This window comes from Zunongwangia atlantica 22II14-10F7 (assembly GCF_002094855.1).
Lineage (GTDB): Bacteria > Bacteroidota > Bacteroidia > Flavobacteriales > Flavobacteriaceae > Zunongwangia > Zunongwangia atlantica.
In genome coordinates this window covers 147,559-166,185 of sequence record NZ_ARYN01000012.1, presented here as the reverse complement: position 1 = coordinate 166,185, position 18,627 = coordinate 147,559, and the positions used below count along the sequence as shown (strand labels likewise).

General features: G+C 35.6%; 14 protein-coding genes. 9 read left to right on the top strand and 5 right to left on the bottom strand.

What is annotated here, in order from left to right; all coding sequences use genetic code 11:
* Nucleotides 1–31: 31 nt before the first annotated feature.
* Both IIF7_RS13980 and IIF7_RS13975 read left to right on the top strand, forming a co-directional pair.
* Nucleotides 32–1,057: a hypothetical protein gene (locus tag IIF7_RS13980; RefSeq protein ID WP_084842316.1), complete on the top strand. Its 1,026-nt coding sequence runs from the start codon at nt 32–34 to the stop codon at nt 1,055–1,057.
* Between the two features lie 69 nt (nt 1,058–1,126).
* A complete protein-coding gene (locus IIF7_RS13975; protein ID WP_084842315.1) occupies nt 1,127–1,780 on the top strand; it encodes a hypothetical protein in 654 nt (217 codons plus the stop codon).
* Between the two features lie 94 nt (nt 1,781–1,874).
* On the opposite strand, the gene IIF7_RS13970 is transcribed toward IIF7_RS13975, so the two are convergent.
* The 4 genes from IIF7_RS13970 to IIF7_RS13955 all read right to left on the bottom strand — a co-directional run bounded on the left by IIF7_RS13970 (nt 1,875) and on the right by IIF7_RS13955 (nt 6,793).
* Entirely contained in the window at nt 1,875–2,852 is a 978-nt protein-coding gene (locus IIF7_RS13970) for a type II toxin-antitoxin system HipA family toxin (protein ID WP_084842314.1), read from the bottom strand.
* On the bottom strand, nt 2,852–3,181 hold the full coding sequence (locus IIF7_RS13965; RefSeq protein ID WP_084842313.1) for a HipA N-terminal domain-containing protein: 330 nt from the start codon (nt 3,179–3,181) through the stop codon (nt 2,852–2,854). The genes IIF7_RS13970 and IIF7_RS13965 overlap by 1 nt, the downstream gene beginning before the upstream one ends.
* Nucleotides 3,182–3,188: 7 nt before the next feature.
* On the bottom strand, nt 3,189–3,431 hold the full coding sequence (locus IIF7_RS13960) for a helix-turn-helix domain-containing protein (protein ID WP_084842335.1): 243 nt from the start codon (nt 3,429–3,431) through the stop codon (nt 3,189–3,191).
* A gap of 560 nt (nt 3,432–3,991) precedes the next feature.
* Nucleotides 3,992–6,793, bottom strand: coding sequence for a sugar-binding domain-containing protein (locus tag IIF7_RS13955; protein ID WP_084842312.1), 2,802 nt, complete (start codon nt 6,791–6,793; stop codon nt 3,992–3,994).
* Between the two features lie 251 nt (nt 6,794–7,044).
* Here IIF7_RS13955 and IIF7_RS13950 point away from each other — a divergent pair, with 251 nt between their 5' ends.
* The 6 genes from IIF7_RS13950 (at nt 7,045) to IIF7_RS13925 (ending at nt 16,394) form a co-directional block, all read left to right on the top strand.
* Nucleotides 7,045–7,824, top strand: a complete 780-nt coding sequence (locus IIF7_RS13950) for a TonB-dependent receptor plug domain-containing protein (protein ID WP_084842311.1) — start codon at nt 7,045–7,047, stop codon at nt 7,822–7,824.
* 322 nt (nt 7,825–8,146) lie between these two features.
* Entirely contained in the window at nt 8,147–11,311 is a 3,165-nt protein-coding gene (locus IIF7_RS13945) for a SusC/RagA family TonB-linked outer membrane protein (RefSeq protein WP_084842310.1), read from the top strand.
* A gap of 10 nt (nt 11,312–11,321) precedes the next feature.
* The gene (locus IIF7_RS13940; protein ID WP_084842334.1) at nt 11,322–12,863 is read left to right on the top strand and encodes a RagB/SusD family nutrient uptake outer membrane protein; all 1,542 of its coding nucleotides are present in this window, start codon (nt 11,322–11,324) and stop codon (nt 12,861–12,863) included.
* Nucleotides 12,864–12,875: 12 nt separating this feature from the next.
* Complete coding sequence (locus IIF7_RS13935; protein WP_084842309.1) at nt 12,876–13,910, top strand: IPT/TIG domain-containing protein; 1,035 nt, start codon at nt 12,876–12,878, stop codon at nt 13,908–13,910.
* Between the two features lie 260 nt (nt 13,911–14,170).
* Nucleotides 14,171–15,388: a glycoside hydrolase family 27 protein gene (locus tag IIF7_RS13930; RefSeq protein ID WP_084842308.1), complete on the top strand. Its 1,218-nt coding sequence runs from the start codon at nt 14,171–14,173 to the stop codon at nt 15,386–15,388.
* Nucleotides 15,389–15,392: 4 nt separating this feature from the next.
* Nucleotides 15,393–16,394, top strand: a complete 1,002-nt coding sequence (locus IIF7_RS13925; protein ID WP_084842307.1) for a glycoside hydrolase family 5 protein — start codon at nt 15,393–15,395, stop codon at nt 16,392–16,394.
* Between the two features lie 58 nt (nt 16,395–16,452).
* On the opposite strand, the gene IIF7_RS13920 is transcribed toward IIF7_RS13925, so the two are convergent.
* A complete protein-coding gene (locus IIF7_RS13920) occupies nt 16,453–17,328 on the bottom strand; it encodes an AraC family transcriptional regulator (protein ID WP_084842306.1) in 876 nt (291 codons plus the stop codon).
* Nucleotides 17,329–17,524: 196 nt separating this feature from the next.
* On the opposite strand from IIF7_RS13920, the gene IIF7_RS13915 reads away from it, so the two are divergent.
* Nucleotides 17,525–18,625 carry a glycoside hydrolase family 26 protein gene (locus IIF7_RS13915; protein WP_084842305.1) on the top strand — a complete coding sequence of 367 codons (1,101 nt, stop codon included), beginning with the start codon at nt 17,525–17,527 and terminating at the stop codon, nt 18,623–18,625.
* The last annotated feature ends 2 nt before the right edge of the window (nt 18,626–18,627 follow it).

The following is an 18,627-nucleotide window of genomic DNA, read 5'->3' as shown; positions in this document are numbered from 1 at the left end:
ATAACTTAAAAAACACCTTAAACATTTAATCATGAAAAAAACATTTTCAATTATTTTTGCTTTTATCGCCATAGCCTTAACCTCCTGTTCAAGCGATGATGATAATGCGGTACAGCCTTCTTCATTGGCTGAAATTACAGATTTCAGTCTTACGTTTAATAATGTGAATGAAAGCGATATTAACTATGATCTTGGGACCAATATCACTGTAAGCGTTCCTTTTGGAACATCCTTAGAAGATATCATTCCGAATATTGCGATTTCTGAAGGAGCAACGATTACTCCTGCATCTGGAGAGCAGGTGGATTTCGTTGATGGTGAAGCTAAAACTTTTACCGTTACTGCTGAAGATGGTTCTGTAAAAGAATATACCGTAACCGTAAATGTACGTGGAGAAGTGGGTAGTGGTACAAGATTAGAAACTTATACCATTGCTGATTTATATGGTGAAAATTCAGTAAGTACTTATTCTTATAATGATGCAAATTTTGTTTCTGAGATTTCAAAAGAAACTGATGATTGGGGTACAATCACTACTACTGTTTCTACTTTTGTTTATGATGATAAAAATCAAATCATTGCACGTCAGGTAGAAGCTACAAATGAAGAAACTACCTATTCTTATGAAGATGGTAGAATTGTAAGCGCAGAGCATACTATAGATGGTGAGATCGATTTCACTTATGAGTATACTTATAATGAGGCTGGGGATCTTACATCAGAAAAGCGTACAGATCATACAAATGAAAATGCGATTGATGAAATTACATTTGTTATTGAGAACGGAAATGTAACTCAAGAAAACCGATATGGAGAGATTTATACTGCTGAGTATGATGATCAAAATAATCCTTTCATCGAATTATATCCTTCTGCTTATGCTGCAATTAATGTAGGTATTCAATCAGTAAATCAGAATAATCCAATTAGTGGAACATTAGCTGATGATGCAGTTACTTACGAGTATAATGAAGATGGTTATCCTGTTAGTGCTTCATATACTTATTTTGATAATCTAGCTACAGTTGATAAGACATTTACTTACTACGCAGAATAATTAAGATTAGCCATAGCAAAAAAAGCAAGTATTCCTCTGGAATGCTTGCTTTTTTTTAAAATAGAAAGAATGAATAAATATTTTTTGCTTCTCCTTCTTGGAATCTTATGCTCTTGTGATGAGCATCATTCCGAAAATCAGAGCAATGATGAGGACTTATCCAACCCGGAGTTCCAATCGGAAACCAAAGAAGAAAAGCTGGTAAGTTTGTACAAAGATTCTGTCATCCCGCTGTTTAAGGATATTCCTGATGTGAATCCTCCACAAGAAATTCATATTAACGCTGAAGATTTAAATATTGATGCGGGTGCTGCTTTTGATTATTTAGAGGTGAGTCAGGGATTGATTGATTTAGAGAATGAAGCCATTCAGCTCTTTGCCCTGGCTCATGAAGTAGCTCATATGGCTACGCTACCGCAGGCTAAAATTTTTAATCTTCCAGCGGCTATTCCAGAGGGGAATAGCACCAATGATTATCAAAAAGCCGAGTATCTGGCAGACCTGATCGCAATTCATTTGATTCATCTTAAAAAGACGGAAAAATTCAAATTGATTCAAGGTGATTTTGAAAAACTTCAGGAGATATTTGGAGGAGAAGTTTTCTCACACCCCAGTGGACAAAAAAGAATCTCGTCAATGAAGTTATATATTGAAGATTGTAGTTCTAAAACGGAAGCGTTAGCATTTAAAGAGCGTTTTTTAGCTATTTGGAATATGGATTGATTTTCAAAAATTCTAAACTCAGTTTTTAAAGTCTTGCATTTTTGTGAGACTTTTTTTGTTGTGACACTATCTTATTTTAAAATGTAGCTTATGTTTAGATTTTTTGTAATTGCTTTAATCTATATTGGTAATCCTGAATATAGTTTCTTTGCGTAGCTTCAGATAGAAATGATGATTTCGTTAAAGTAATAACCTTGTCTGAATTTTTGAGCATCTCTTCCATGATCGTATGAAATTGCTTATCTGTTAGCTCTACTTGCTGCGCTAATATTTTAAATTGATTGGCTGTAGTTGTTTGTGCTAAATGTTTGGGTAACAGCCCATCTTCTAGTGCAAAGTCACTATCCTCTACATGTATTCGTGTATTGAGTAAATCATAGGCTGGACTTAAGAGGTGATCGCCCAATGGTGTTTCCAAAACAGCAAAGTTTTTTAAATGAGCGTCTCCATTTGAAAACAGATAATTGAAAACTAACAGCTTAAAGAGTTTTGGAACTTCAACTCGATATGCTGGTAAAAATTTTTTCATCAGGTCAAAGAGCTCTAGATAATAGCCTTCATATTTATAATGCTCTCCATGAGTTTGTGGTGTTTTGCCAGCAAGGGTCGCAAAATCTTCTTTTGCTTTTTTTGAACCATCGGCATTTATATCAAAACGCCTGGTGATATAAGCCGGAGCTTCATTTTTAAAAAATATAAGCGCATTCTCTGCGGTCTCAATACCATATACCTGCCGGGCAATTTGCATCGTCAGGTGTTCATTTGCTGGCATTTGATCACGTTTTTTTCCAAGCATTGGGATGGGTTTTAAAATATAAGTGCCCTGTTCTCCCTCATGAATTAGTCTCAATTTATTTTTTTCTAAGAGTACGGAAAACTTCTCCTGCACGCCAGATATTGAAATTCTCTTTTGATTATCCTGAAATAATTGATCACTAGGTTGATCGGAATTTGGTGCGTCATAAGGAAGTATATGAGAAACTTTACGTCCATCAAATACACGTTTTAAACAGTTCCTGCTGTAGGTATGATATCCTGGAGCCAGGGTTCCCGGGCAATGATTAATTTTCATTATTCTGCTGTTATTTTATGAATAGTGACGGCTCCTACGGTATCATATCTCGCAGTATTTAGCAGGATTCCAAAGTAATCATCAGAATCTAAACGGTTCATAGTACATACCATTTGACGATTTGCTCCTTCAGGAAGCATATGATAGAAAAAAGGAAATAAATGCTCTGCGTGATATTCTTTCTGGGTGCGTGGTAAGGTCAGACTTATGGACGGATTTGCAGGATCGGCTAACCAGCTATCGTGATAATGAAAGCTAAAATCACCATTATCTTGTTGTGTTAAAATTCCTGCTTCTTTGCCTTTATATAATACCCTTGCCTTTCTCATTTAAGATTTATATTTTCTTGACCTGAAGACTTATTTCCATACCTAGAACATCTGCTATTTTTTGTAAACTTTCAATTGTAGGATTAGCCTGGCCCGTTTCAATCTTATAAAGGGTATTGATCCCAATATCTGCCATATCTGCTAATTGTTTTTGAGTAATATGCATATGATGACGTCGCTCTTGTAAAGCTTGCCCAATGTTTTTTATGGATGTCATATTACTTGAAATATTTTCTTTATTTTCCTTCATACCCTTTTTATCACACTTTATGATGGATATCAATCCAGTTATTACTGAACAATATAAAAATACATGAAAAATCACATTATAGTGTGGTATTTTCAGTTTTTTCGAATAACTTATTTGATTTTCCCTGTAAAATCACATTATAGTGTGGTTTTAGAGGGAATATATTTTAGGTTCTTCATTAATTTTCAGCTGCTTATAAAGAAGTATGAGCCGATTATTTTAATTATTCGGCTCAAAAAACCTATATATTTGATGTGAATAATGTATTTATTTGGCTCATATGTATAACTGGCGAGTTTAAAATTGATCTTCTTTTGATTATAATACTGAGTATAATTCGAAAGCGATTAAAGTCAATGCGCATCGTATGTTTTGAAATCTCATATCCTTAATATTTATTGTTGAAATTGTTTTTTTTAAAGTCTCCTATCTTTTTAATTCTAAGGAATATTTGCGATAACGTATAATTGTTTTTCCTGAGGTTGGAGAAGTGATTTTAAATTCAGAAATATTATAGAGATATCCCGAAATCAATGTATGATTTCATACCATAAATTTTTTTAGAAAAAATTTTCCATTTCCATTTTCGAAATACCAACCTTTGGATTGAAATTCTCGGACTCCATATATTTAATGATTGAGTTATAAAGTAGAACTGCCTCTGGTTGATCAAAGATTTTCGGAAGTTGAGAAGTGCATATTAATAACTTTCCTTTGCCTATTTTCAACTCATATATCATCCCTAGTTTATGATTACGTTCAAGATTATCAATTACCTGAACTATCGGTTTGAGTGCATTGGGTAGTTGATCAATAATCATTGCATTGCTCGCTTTTATAATTGAAAACCATTGCCAGTTTGTATGATTGTCGGTAGGGAATTTTTCAAAGATTGGATGTTGTGAATCTATTAATAGTCCCAGGGTTCCTGGAGATACTGGTTTATTTACATTTTCACTTATGGATTTAAACATTCCATAGTTCCAGAATTCAGGTGGGAAATGACCTGGAAAACTATTGTTTTTTATAATTTCCGGATCTGGAAATAATAGCACTTTGCCACCGGCATTTAGTCGATCGAATAACTCATTGTCTAAATTATGCTTGACTAAAATTTCTTTAGCAACGACTGGCGACTTAGGCTCATAAACCCATATTGAATAATCATTAGCGCTAAGAGAATTATTGAGTTCTAAATGAAAATTAAGCTTACCTGCCTTTTCGGATAGGTTTAAATCTGCTTGAATAGTACCGATATAAGTATTGCCCCCCTGTGATGATTCTTTCGATTGAAATTGGCCTTTTGCAATGGTATCTCTATCTTTCGAAGTGATACTCCATTGTAAAGGTTCATTTATTGAGCTTTTACCATAATTTGATACAATAATGTCTGCTTGAAATTTTTCATCGGTGGTCCAGCAATACTTAGAAAATTCAGCAAGAAGTGTGATGTCACTACAAGATTGCTTCCATTTTTCTTTTGAAATAACATTTTTACTATCCATAAATGCATCTAAAATACCTACTAATGCGGTACCTTGTCCAGGGAAATCCTGTAGATCCAACAACTGAAATCCTGCAAGGCTATCTGTTCTGAGAGCAGTTTCCATTTCTGCTTTATAACAAAGTGCAGCCCATGCCCCTGAGGCTTTTTGGAAAATACTGTCCATCTCTGCCATACCGGATTTCTCTAGATTTTTTTGAAATGATATTAAGTTCCATGGTTTCAATACTCCGGTGTATTTATGAATTTCTTCGTAGTCAGGGTAAATTTGGTATTGTCCAATTTCATGGCTTATTACAGGAATTGAGAGTCTCGATACAGCATCATCGAAGGTTCTGGTGGTTGAAGGATATTTTGTATTCAGAATGCCTCCCTCTTGACTGTCGGCATAAGCATGGGTTAAACGCGTATGTGTTTCTATATTATCACTTGCTGAAGGTGTTCTGGATCCAACGAAAAAATCTACATAATCTCCTGGCTTTAAATATCCAATATTATTATTGGAACCCATGGTATAAAGAGGACGATTGTCATAAGCTTTAAGCTTTTTTATATACTTAGCAACCCGGTCATGACCACTCCAAATTTCATTTCCAGGAGAAAATAAAACAAAAGAAGGATGATTGCCGTATTCATCTAACATTGCTTTACCTTCTTCGAATTGCATTTTTGCGATGGAATCGGAATCCATACCCCCCCAAAAAGGAAGCTCTACCTGAAGATAAATACCTAATTCGTCAGCTGCTTTGAAGGCTGCTTCTGGAGGACAATAGGTATGAAAACGATAATGATTAATGCCATATGATTTTGCAATTCTATATACTTTTTTCCATTCTTCAGTAGTCATAGGAGGGTAACCTGTTATGGGAAATACTGCTGCATCGTGCTTCCCTCTTAGAAATGTGGTAAGACCATTGATAGTAAATTTTCTTCCCTTTGCTTGAAACTCACGCATTCCAAATTCTTCAATAATAGTACTTTTGATGCTATCCTTATATACGGTGGCTTCAAGTTCATATAATGGTTGATCGAATTCATCCCAAAGTTTTATATCATTTTTAAATTCAAATGTTAATTGAATTTTGGGTTGATCTTTAACTTTATATTTCTTTGAAGAAATTTCATCTCTCTGAGATTCCACATTTTTATTCAACTTCAGAATGATTTCAAAATCTTTAAAATCAGTATCATTGTCTATTTCTAAATCAACAGTAATCCTTTTTGCCTGTATATCCGGATGTATTTTTATAGAATTAATTCTCAAATTATTAAAGGCTTCCAAGTGCATATCTCCTAGTATTCCATTCCAATTGGTTTGTGTATCATCAGAGTAGATGTGAACATTCCCATATGGTGTCAAATCTAAATCATTATTCACCATGACAGTTATATAATGATCGCCTGGGGTAGCATAGTCTGTTATATTGAATTTTTGAGGTGATTGTAAAAGATGTGATTTTCCAATGTATAAGCTGTCAATCCAAATTTTTGAGACCTTAGTTCTTTCTAGGAATAATTCTATTTGCTTGCCTTTAAAATTTGCAGGAATATTTATTTTTCTGCGATACCACGCAGCTCCTTCATATTTGTTAGGTCTGTTTAAGTGTAAAGTGGTTGTATCGTTATTAATTATTCCTTTTTTCCTTAGATCCGTTGTTCCAGGTAATTCAATCTTATCATTCAGTGTTTTCAAAAACCATTCTTTTTGAATTCCTACTTGCGCAGTGTCTAATGAAAATTGCCAATTTCCATTAAGCGGTAGAATATTAGAAGTATCGGGATTTTTATCTCGTGTGCATCCGCTAAGAAAAATAGATAAGAATAGTAACACAAAACAGTTACAAAAGCTGGATTTCATAATAAAAAGAATTAGTGATAATACTAAAATCGAATAAAAAATAAAGCTGACGTAAAATAATCCGATGATTTATCATTCAATTTTATTTTTTGATAATGATTTGACAAAATAATATTAATTCTTTGAAGAAACTCGGTATAAATTTGATCTTGATAATATTTAAGCGCTTCTATTCCCAATAATTTATATTCTATATCGAAAAGGTTGTAGTGGCTTTTAAATAAAACAATGTATCAGTAAAACTATATTTTATGAATCAAATAAGAGAAAGTTTGTATCTTTTTTTCTTGTTTCTCAGTTTCGGAGTATTTGGTCAAAAGACTATTACGGGAAGCGTTACAGATGCAAACGGCATGCTTTTACCAAGTCTTAATGTAATTCTACAAGAAACGGATAACGGTGTTGTAACCGATTTTGATGGTAATTATCGAATTGAAAAGGTGCATCCCGAGGATTATCTGTTTTTTAGTTTTGTCGGAACGGAGCAAAAATCATTTTTAATAGGGGAACAAACCGCTATTGATGTCGTTCTTCAGAATGGAGCCAACAATTTGGATGATTTTGTAATTATAGCTTATAGAACGGCAACCAAAAGAGATTTCACTGGAGCTATAAGCACAGCGTCAATGGAAGATATGGAAACCTTTCCTCCTACAGACGTAAATCAGACTATCCAGAGTAAATTGTTAGGGCTTCAGTTGACTCAAAATTTGGGCAGCCCCGGCTCAACCATAAGTATTAATGTATGTGGGGTTGCATCATTTGGAAGGAATCATCCACTATATGTTGTTGATGGGTTTCCAAGTCAGGATATTTCCTTTTTAAACCCTTATGATATTGAAAGTATCTCTGTTTTTATAGATGCTTCTGCTGCTGCTATTTATGGGAGGAGAGAAAACGCTGAAGTGATTATTATAGAAAATAAAAACGGAGTTTCGGAAAAAGTAGTGGTATCCTTTGATCATGTTTCTTATTTGAATAATAGTAGCTTAGTAGCTCCATACCATAATAATAGCCTGATGGGCAGTTGATTTCAAGTAGTACGATCGTAATTGCTACTGCTTTATAAACTAATATGGCTCTGAATTATAAATTAATGAATTAGCTGGTAGAAAATGGTTGTTTTATAATAGAAGATGTTCAAATATTCTTGATTATTCCGGCTGCTTTAATTTATAAGCTTTGAGATATTCATAATTTCAATTTTTGGATAATCTTGCACTGATAAAATTTTACTATCAATTGAGTAAATAGTATTATTTTTAAATACGCATTAAACCTACCTTGTTATTGTTATTTTTTTAATAAAACTTCTTTAATTAAAGAATTCATCAACTAAAACGTTATCGTGATATGAATAAATTTTTACTAATGTTTAAAAGCTTTCAGCATTTTAATTCTAAACATTTTTGCATTATTGGTTGCATATTGTTTAGTCTGGTGGCCTCGGCACAGAAGACAGTGTCCGGAACGGTTACTGATGCTAATGGCAGCGTCCTAATGGGTGTAAATGTGATTGAAAAAAATACATCTAATGGAGTGACAACGGATTTTAATGGGAATTACACTATTGATGTACAGGATCAAACCGTGCTGGTTTTTAGTTTTTTAGGTTTTGAAACTAAAGAGGTCTTGGTACTCGATAAGGAGGAAGTGAATGTTAGCTTATCGGAGGATCGGGAGAGCCTGGAAGAGGTGGTTGTTATTGGCTATGGGGTTCAGAAGTTAAGTAATGTGAACTCTTCGGTATCTTCGGTTAAAGCAGAGGATATTCAGGATCTATCTCAGGTTTCAGTGGATCAGATGCTACAAGGAAAAGCAGCAGGTGTAACCGTTACTAATAATTCTGGTCAACCTGGTAGTGCGGTATCCGTAAAAATTAGAGGTACTTCTTCTCTTTCGGGAACTAATGAGCCGCTGTATGTAATCGATGGTGTGCCTATTTCTGGGGATGCTACGAATCAAAGCACCAGTGGACGTCCTGTAGCGGGAGGTAATTTTAGCAATGCAGGTAATATTGCTGTTAGTCCTCTGTCTTCAATAAATCCTAATGATATTGAATCTATAGATATTCTAAAGGATGCTTCAGCTACTGCAATCTATGGATCACGAGGTGCTAATGGGGTGGTTATTATCACTACAAAATCAGGAAAAAGTGGGAAAGGTCGTCTAACGCTGGATTCATATGTTTCTTTTCAAGAGCAAAGCAAATTTTTAGATGTTATGAATCTGCGGGAATATGCCATTCTACAGAATGAACTTGCAGCAACTTATGGAATAAGCCCACGTATAGAATTTGCCAGACCACAATTGTTAGGAGATGGTACTAACTGGCAGGATGAAATTTACCAGACCGCGATGTTTGAAAATTATCAGGTATCATTTGGTGGGGGGAAGGAAAATGTGAATTACTATATTTCAGGAGGATATACTGATCAGGAAGGGACCGTTATCGGTTCGGCTTTTAAACGATATACTTTTTTAACCAATTTGGATGCAAAATTAAAAGACTGGTTAAAAGTGGGGGTAAATATCAATACCGGTTTTACTAACCAGGATATTACTTTAAATGGTCAGCAAAACGGTATTATTAGCACTTCTTTATTAAGTACACCAGACGTTGCGGTGAGAAATCTGGACGGCTCTTATGCAGGTCCACCGGAAGATGGTAATCTGGGATCTTTTATTAACCCGGTAGCCTCAGCACTTTTAAGAACTAACCAACTGGATACGAAAAATTTCTATGGGAATGTTTTTGCTGAAATTAATTTATTCAAAGGACTTAAGTATAGATTCGAACTGGGCGGAAATGCGAGCTTTACAGATAACAAACAATTCAATCCAACCTACCAGTGGGGAAGTGCTATTAACGACAGGGCAACACTGGATGTACGTAACCAGGATTCCTATTCCTTAAATGTTAAAAATTTGCTTACTTATTCCAGAAGCTTTGATAAGCATAATGTCACCGTATTATTAGGCCAGGAAGCGAACGATGCGCACTGGAAAGGTTTAAGTGTACAGGGAGCAGGTTTTGTGAGTAACAATCTACCGGAATTAAGTGTATCAGACCCTGATGAGTTTATCTATCAGGATCAATATAAAGGAAGTCAGTCGCTATATTCCTATTTTACCAGACTTATTTATGATTTTGATAGTAGATATAGTCTCACTGCTTCATTTAGGGCAGACGGTTCTTCCAAATTTGCAAAAGAGAATAAATGGGGATATTTCCCAGCCGTATCAGGATCCTGGAATATTGCAAATGAAGATTTTATGGAGAATATTAATGAATACGTAAATAATCTTCGAATAAAAGTGGGCTACGGGGAAACAGGAAATCAGCAGATAGGAAATTATCTTTACGGTTCTACTATTAACGCTGTACCTACCGGCTTAGGACAGGGATTCCTGGTAAGTAATATAGATAATCCTGATCTTCAATGGGAAACATCCCGTCAGACTAATATAGGACTGGATTTTTCTCTTTTTAATAATAGTTTGTCTGCTACTGTCGAAGTGTATAATAAAACCTCAGAAAACTTTTTATACCAGGCACCACTGCCTTTGTACTTAACAGGTGGGCAGGGCTATGAAGGAGGTGTTGCTGCGCCCTATATCAATATTGGAGAAATGGAGAATAAAGGGATTGATGTTACCTTAAAGTACAATAAGAATATCGATGATTTCAGTTGGAACTCTTCTCTAATCTTATCTAAATATAATAATGAGGTTGTGTCCGTATATAGTGGGGCAAGTATTCAAAAAACGGTAGCCTTTAATGATTATACAACTGGTATTGTGACAAATACGACTTCAGGAAGACCCATCGGTCAGTTTTATGGTCTTGAAACCAGACGAATTATCAGGACCGAGGAGGAACTAGCCCAGGCACCGCAAACATTCTTTGGAACTTCAGCTCAAACTTCCCAGCTAGGGGATATTGAATATGTAGATCAAAACGGGGACGGTTTTATCGATGATTCTGACTTAACTTTTATAGGAAACCCTAACCCAGATTTCACCTACGGTTTTACTAATAAATTTAATTATATGGGATTCGAACTTTCTGTTTTTTTACAGGGATCGGTAGGTAACGAAATCTTAAATCTAACGCGCAGAGCAACAACCTTAAATACCAATCTATATCAAAATCAACTTGCTGAAGCTATAGATTTCTGGAGTCCGGATAATACAGATGGTAAACTTCCAAGACCTGTAGGTTCGCTGGGTCATCCCAACATCAGGGTGTCCGACCGGTATGTTGAGGACGGTACTTATTTGCGTATTCAGAATCTTACTTTCGGGTATACTCTACCCACTGAAGTCGTAAACAAATTTTACCTGTCAAAATTAAGGGTCTACACCAGTGCTCAAAACCTGTTGACCTTTACAGATTACAGCGGTTACGATCCAGAGGTAGGCGCATTTAACCAGGATGCCTTACTAAACGGAGTCGATAATGGAAGATATCCTACCCCCCGAACAATTACACTGGGATTAAATGTTGAATTTTAATAATGAGAGTATGAAAAAGTTTTATATCGATTATAAGATTATCATAGCAGTAATGTTATTAGGATTTTTATCCTGTTCTGATGACTTTTTAGAAAGACCCCCAGAAGATACATACAGTCTAGACGAGTTTTATAGTACAGACGAACAGGTAGAAGCTAGTACCAATGCACTATATGGGAAAACATGGTTTTTCCTACATAACAAAACCCTCTATGCGATTGCTGAAGTGGGCGGCGGTAACGCTTTTACCTACTCCAGTGATGTGAATGGATTAAGGTTGTTGAATATTACCTCTACAGATCCTGTTTTAACAGACGCCTGGAAATCTTGTTTCGCCACCGTGGCACAATCAAATTCCTTAATCAACTTATTACCGTCTAGAGTAGGTGATGAAGTGGATCAGGAGGTATTAAATAACACATTGGGTGAAGCACACTTTATGCGTGCATTGGCCTATTTTTATTTAGTACGTCTATGGAGAGCCGTGCCTATTATTGAAAATAATGCAGAGCATGTAAATGATCCGCAATTAAATACTAATCCTCAGGAGGATATTTATCGTTTTATAGAATCCGATCTTAATTATGCTATTGATAATTTGTATGCAAAAACCAGAGGTAGCAATTATGAGGCTAATGGTCATGTATCCAAAGGTTCTGCAAGAGCTTTAATGGCGAAGGTTTTATTATATCAGGAGAAATATGACGAAGCCAGAGCGATGGCTGAACAGGTAATTAACAGTGGTGAATTCAAATTATTTGGGGGCGAACAGCTTCCAAATGAATCTTTCGGGAATCTCTATAAAATTGAAAATAATAATAACGAAGAATCTATTGTTGCCTGGCAATGGACTTTGGGTAATTACTTTACAGGAAATTATCTAAACACAATGTTTGCTTATTCCTCCATAATTAATAATTCGACTTACGGTGGTACTTTTGCACCTTCTCAGGATTTACTAAATGCTTTCGAGCCAGGTGACTTAAGACGAAAACAAACAGTGATGCTTCCAGGGGATTATTATCCCGATTTGCCATCTGCTAACGGTCCGGATTTTACAGTTCCGGAAGATATTGATCCGCAAAATGCCGGAGCTGGTATCAAAAAATATGTAGTAGGTAAAAACGGGATAACGGATGGTAACGGAGGAAGTCCTAACAATACCTATATCATGCGTTACGGAGAGCTGTTTTTAATACATGCTGAAGCCATACTCGCGGGAGCGCAAAGTACAGCTAACCCGGCAGCGCTGGAATCTTACAATACAATAAGAGAAAGGGCGGGCTTGCAGCCGGTAAATTCATTCACATTCGATGATTTATTACACGAACGTAGGATCGAACTTGCTTTTGAAGGAGACTACTGGTTTGATCTTGGTAGGATTTCTCCTCAAAAAGCGGTAGAGATTGTTGCTGCACAAAATCGCGGAGATGAGGACAATCCAGAATATGCAGATCCTAGACCAACCGATTTTATTCTTCCTTACCCTTCTTCAGAACTTATTTTAAATCCTAAACTAGGAGAGGATCCAATACCTTATAATTTTGATTAAAATCATCTTATTATGAAACATATAAAAATTTTATATAAAATAACCATACTGGCTCTTGTTGCCGGATTAATGTTAACTTCCTGCGATGATGAGGATGATAGTACCGGCTCTTCTGAATTAAGAGTGGATAGTATCAGTTTTGCTGAAAACGACTCTCTGGTAAGTACTGGGTATGCTAATAATATGTACATCATTAGAGGGGAAGGTTTCAGTGATTTAAGAAATATTTATTTTAACGAGACCGACACCTATTTTAATCCCACTTTAGTGACCGATCAGGTAATTTTTGTAACTATAGCAGATGGTACACCTTTTAGAGGAGAGAATAATAATCTTGTTTTACAAACCAGTAATAATTCTGTTACTTATGAATTTCCTATAGGTGCACCGCCACCAAGCATTACAGGCTTTAATCCTGTAGCCGGCGGAGCAGGAGATATTGTTACCATAGAGGGAGAGGTGTTTGACGATTTAATTGAAGTGCGGTTTGGAGATATTCCTGCGGAAGTGGTTTCTTCTACTACTACAGAAATTAAAGTAAGAGTGCCTGAAGGCGTGGTGCAAGCCCCTATATTTGTGGAGACAGAAGGAGGGATTACCCAGGCCACTCAAACATTTGGATTTAAATATCTCATTTATGACGATGCCCTGGACAATAGCTGGTGGATAGGCGGCTGGGACGGTACCCAGGATTTTGCAAATACCGAACAGGTACGCAGGGGAGACTTTGCGATTAAAAGAACCTATACAGGTGCTTATTCAGGTTTCCAAATTGGAAATGGTACCGGGGAATTATCGGTTAGCGATTACCAGGCTATTAAGATGTCCATTTATGGAACATCTGCCGGACAAAATGTTCAGTTGGTTATTAATAGTAACTATGATGCACCTTATGTGATAACGCTTACTGAGGGAGAATGGACAAATATTACCGTTCCTTTCGAAGAGCTTGGCTCACCATCGGGTACTATCAATGAAATAGTAGTTCAAGAGATTAGCGGTAATGCCCCTGTAGTTATTTATATAGATGACATAGGTTTGATATAGACTATTTAGTTCAATTTAAAGGGCCGGGAATTAATATCTAACGGTCCTTTTTTTGTGTTGAACTAGAAAAATTAGGTATACTCATAAAATTTACAAGACCTGTTTTAAGGTTAAAGGTCCCGTTACGATGAAAAATTCGGTTTAAATTACTAAAAAGCGTTTTATCTAATAAAATGCCAAATATTTAAATTATGTCAGATCCCTTGCATAAAAAAATAAAGCGAGCGAGGAATTTTAGAGATATATAATATATAATGAAAATGAAAAGATTATTAGCGATACTCTTAATGATAAGTATCAGTCTTACAGCTGGGGCACAAAAATTTGAAGATCTTGCCCAAACACCGCCCATGGGTTGGAACAGCTGGAATACTTTCGAAACCGATATCAATGAGCAACTCGTAAGAAATATTGCCGATAAATTTATAGAATTAGGGCTTAAAGATGCAGGTTACGAATATATAGTTTTAGACGATGGATGGATGTCCAGAGAACGTGATAGTAATGGCAATCTTGTTGCCGATCCCAAAAAATTTCCCAATGGCATTAAGGCCGTAGTGGATTATGTACATTCTAAAGGATTAAAATTCGGTTTGTATAATTGTGCAGGTGGAAAGACCTGTGCGGGTTACCCCGGTAGTAGGGGTCACCAGTATCAGGATGCTAAATTATATGCTTCCTGGGGGGTAGATTTTTTGAAATACGATTGGTGTGATACAGGTAATTTAAATGCGCGTGAATCCTACATTACTATGAGAGATGCCCTTTACGAAGCCGGCAGACCAGTTTTATTTAGTATTTGTGAATGGGGTACCTATCAACCCTGGGAATGGGCAGGTGATGTTGGGCATATGTGGCGTATTACGGGTGATATTATCAATTGTTGGGATTGCGAAGTGGGACATGGGTCATGGGCCTCTTTCGGAATATGGAAAGTTATCGAGCTAAGAAATAAGGAAAAGATTAGACAAGCGGCTGGGCCGGGTCATTGGAATGATTATGATATGATGGAGGTAGGAAATGGAATGACCAATGCTGAAGATCGCAGCCATTTTGCTATGTGGAATATTTTGAATTCTCCTTTAATGATGGGAAATGATCTTAGGGAGGTTTCCAAAGAAACCCTTAAAACTTTAACCAATAAAGAAGTGATTGCGGTTAATAAAGATCCCCTTGCGATACCCGCTTTTCGTTTTAACAACGAAAATAATGTTGAAATTTGGGCAAAACCTTTAAAAAATGAAAAATGGGCGATAACCTTCGTAAACAGAAATGATACTCCTGTAGACATCGATTTTGATTGGAGAAGACATCAGCTTTCTGACGACCTAAGCCAGAGAAGTCTGCAAGTCGAGAATACCACTTATCAGCTTAGAGATCTTTTTCTGCACGAAGAGGTAGGAGATACCAGTAAAAATTTGCAAACCTCTATTGGGGTACATGATGTATTGATGCTTAAGTTAACCCCTAAATCTTAATAAAATGAAATTCAAGTTAGATTTAAGTCTATTGCTGGTTCTAATAAGTGCAGCTATCTATGCTCAAAAGCCTATGGACAGGCTTTCGGTTAATCAAAATGAGTTTGTAAACGAAGAGGGAGAGATTATGGTTTTTCGCGGAGTCAATACCAGTGATCCTGATAAATTAGAGAAAGATGATCTGTGGAATGAAAATTATTTTAAGGAAATAAAAGATTGGGGAGCTACGATTGTAAGGTTTCCTATTCATCCTGAAGCCTGGAGGGAACGTGGTGAAAAAGAATACCTGAAGCTTTTGGATAAAGGAATCGAATGGGCTGAAAAATATAGTATGTATGTTATTTTAGACTGGCATAGTATAGGAAATCTTAAGAATCAACTTTATCTGGACGATATGTATTACACCACTTTGCCAGAAACTTTTGCTTTTTGGAAATTGATGGCTGTACGTTACGGTGATCGCCCTAGTGTTGCATTTTACGAGTTATTTAACGAGCCTACAGTTTATAACCAACGGTTTGGGACCTTAAAATGGAAAGAATGGAAGTCTATAATGGAAGAAATTATCATCATTATTAGAGCTAACGGAGGAGAAGGAATTCCACTGGTCGCAGGATTTAACTGGGCATACGACCTTGGCCCGGTAAAAGAACAGCCGATAGACGCAGAAAATATAGGCTATGTAGCCCATCCTTACCCGCAAAAACGTGAAAAACCATGGGAACCAAAATGGACCGAAGATTGGGGGTTTGTAAAAGAGAAGTATCCTGTGATTTTAACAGAAATTGGTTTTTGTGATGAATCTTCGCCTGGGGCTCATGTTCCAGTGATTAGCGATGAAAGCTATGGCGATGCGATTTCTAACTATGCAGATATAAATAATATCTCTTACGTGATTTGGGTTTTTGATATGGATTGGGCTCCCAGAATGTATAAAGACAGGGAATTTACCCCAAGCCGACAGGGAGAATACTTTAAGAAAAAGATGAGGAGTTATAAAAAGTAAAGTTATTTCGATAGTTTTAATGCGGATAGTTATATCTATTCTAATCAACTAGTCAAATTTAAAGTACTCTTTTTATACCACTAAAGTCATCTCTGTATTTACTTGGAGTGCAGTTTTTAGTTTTTTTAAAGACTCTATTAAAATTTGCAATATTATTGAATCCACATTTAAATGCAATTTCGGCTATACTAAGGTCTCTTTCAATTAACCATCTGGCGGCATAACCTATTCGTGTATCATTAACATATTCGATTAATGTTTTTCCTGTTCTTTTCTTGATGAATCGATTGAAAGATACCTGACTCATATTCACCAGTTCAGCAACTTCGCTAAGACTGATTTTATTTTGATAGTTTAGTTGAATATATTCGTAAATCGTTTTTAGCTTGTCACTGTTTTCAAAGTTTTTGAAATCAGAAGTATAGGTAGAAAGTAGTCGCTGATTCCTTGAGGTAGCGAGATCATGTAGTATTGAAATAAGTTCTAAAAAATAATCGATACTGTCAATTTTAGAGAGTTGCATGATTCGAGGTGATATTTCATCACTAATTTTCTCAGAAAATAAAATACCATGTGTAGATCTGTCAAACATATCTTTTATCGGCTTCATAATTCGTCTAGCTAAAAGTTTGTCGTCGAATAAATCCTCATGAAATTGTAAAGTGATTTCGTGTATTTCGGAATTTGAGCACTCGTGCATTTCCCAACCGTGCTGTAAGTTAGGGCCTACTAATACTAATTCGATATTCTCAATAACTTCCATAGAGTCACCAACAACTCTTCTCACACCTTTTCCATTGGCAATAAAGTTAAGTTCATATTCGGGATGAAAATGAATTGGAAAATCAAATTGATCTTTTATTCTGTCAAAAACTAAGAAACTATCTTCAGGTGCTAAGGGGGTAATTTCTCTATGTACGGTTGTATTAAGCATATTTGTATAAAAAGAAAAAATTCAATTATTAAATGATAAAATTCTATTAATAAAATGTTCGGTCTGAAACTAAATTTGATAATCTCTAAAATAGAGACCTTAAAAGTGAATAAATATAATTTTGAAGTTTTATTTTTTCATTTATCTAATAGAATTACTCATTAATTTTCAAGGTAACTTAATATTTGCATATTACATGAAATATTTTGTCATAATTTGTATCCTAATAATATCATTAAGCGGAATATCTTGTAATTCTTCTAAAATTACCAGAAATCAAATTAGTAAAGAGCCGCATAGTATTAATTCCAAATTACTAGAACGTTTGAGTACAATTTCGAAAGCGGGATTTGCATTTGGGCAACAGGATGGAACCGCCTATGGATTAAACTGGTATTTAAACGATGGATCAGTAGGATTAAATAGTGATCTAAAAAAAGTAACAGGAAAACTACCTGCTGTTATTGGTTTTGATTTAGGACATCTAGAACATGATAATATATATAATTTAGATACAGTAGCATTTGCCTTAATTAAACAACAAACCATTGAAATTAATAGACTTGGAGGTATTGTAAGTTATAGTTGGCATGCGGACAATCCTGTAAGTAAAGGAAGCTCCTGGGATACTACTGAAGCAGTTCATGATATCTTATATGACGAGCGAATTAAAAATAAATTTAATTTATGGATTGAACGTTTAAGTATATTCTTTAAATCTCTTAAAGATGATGACAATCAATTCATCCCAGTAATTTTTAGACCTTTTCATGAAATGAACGGCTCTTGGTTTTGGTGGGGCAAGAAGAACTGTACTAAAGAAGACTATGTGGAACTTTGGCGATATACAGTAGAAAGATTTAAATATCACGGTGTTCAAAATTTAATTTATGCGTTCTCTCCAAATACAATGAATGATGTAAAGGATTTTGATGATTATTATCCCGGGGATGATTACGTGGATATTCTAGGGGTGGATATTTATAATCATAGTGGAAATACTAGGTTCATAGAGTCTTTAAATATGAATCTTTCAATATTAAAAAGAAAATCGGAGGAAAAGGATATGCCATTTGCTTTAACAGAGACGGGTAATATGCGAATGGGCTCTGACAGCTCTTGGTGGACCGAAACTTTATATCCAGCCTTGCATAATAGTGGCATTACCTGGGTTCTAGTGTGGCGAAATGCCAGAAGGGATCATTACTTTGGTACTTTTCCCGGGGAGAAGTCAGCTCCGAATTTTAAAAAATTCACGAATTATCCGGATGTTTTAATGCTTTCTGATCTTCATTGAAC

Bases quoted from the DNA above. Each gene is read 5' to 3' on its own strand.
- IIF7_RS13980 (WP_084842316.1), top strand. From the start codon at position 32: ATGAAAAAAACATTTTCAATTATTTTTGCTTTTATCGCCATAGCCTTA.
- IIF7_RS13975 (WP_084842315.1), top strand. From the start codon at position 1,127: ATGAATAAATATTTTTTGCTTCTCCTTCTTGGAATCTTATGCTCTTGT.
- IIF7_RS13970 (WP_084842314.1), bottom strand. From the start codon at position 2,852: ATGAAAATTAATCATTGCCCGGGAACCCTGGCTCCAGGATATCATACC.
- IIF7_RS13965 (WP_084842313.1), bottom strand. From the start codon at position 3,181: ATGAGAAAGGCAAGGGTATTATATAAAGGCAAAGAAGCAGGAATTTTA.
- IIF7_RS13960 (WP_084842335.1), bottom strand. From the start codon at position 3,431: ATGAAGGAAAATAAAGAAAATATTTCAAGTAATATGACATCCATAAAA.
- IIF7_RS13955 (WP_084842312.1), bottom strand. From the start codon at position 6,793: ATGAAATCCAGCTTTTGTAACTGTTTTGTGTTACTATTCTTATCTATT.
- IIF7_RS13950 (WP_084842311.1), top strand. From the start codon at position 7,045: ATGAATCAAATAAGAGAAAGTTTGTATCTTTTTTTCTTGTTTCTCAGT.
- IIF7_RS13945 (WP_084842310.1), top strand. From the start codon at position 8,147: ATGAATAAATTTTTACTAATGTTTAAAAGCTTTCAGCATTTTAATTCT.
- IIF7_RS13940 (WP_084842334.1), top strand. From the start codon at position 11,322: ATGAAAAAGTTTTATATCGATTATAAGATTATCATAGCAGTAATGTTA.
- IIF7_RS13935 (WP_084842309.1), top strand. From the start codon at position 12,876: ATGAAACATATAAAAATTTTATATAAAATAACCATACTGGCTCTTGTT.
- IIF7_RS13930 (WP_084842308.1), top strand. From the start codon at position 14,171: ATGAAAAGATTATTAGCGATACTCTTAATGATAAGTATCAGTCTTACA.
- IIF7_RS13925 (WP_084842307.1), top strand. From the start codon at position 15,393: ATGAAATTCAAGTTAGATTTAAGTCTATTGCTGGTTCTAATAAGTGCA.
- IIF7_RS13920 (WP_084842306.1), bottom strand. From the start codon at position 17,328: ATGCTTAATACAACCGTACATAGAGAAATTACCCCCTTAGCACCTGAA.
- IIF7_RS13915 (WP_084842305.1), top strand. From the start codon at position 17,525: ATGAAATATTTTGTCATAATTTGTATCCTAATAATATCATTAAGCGGA.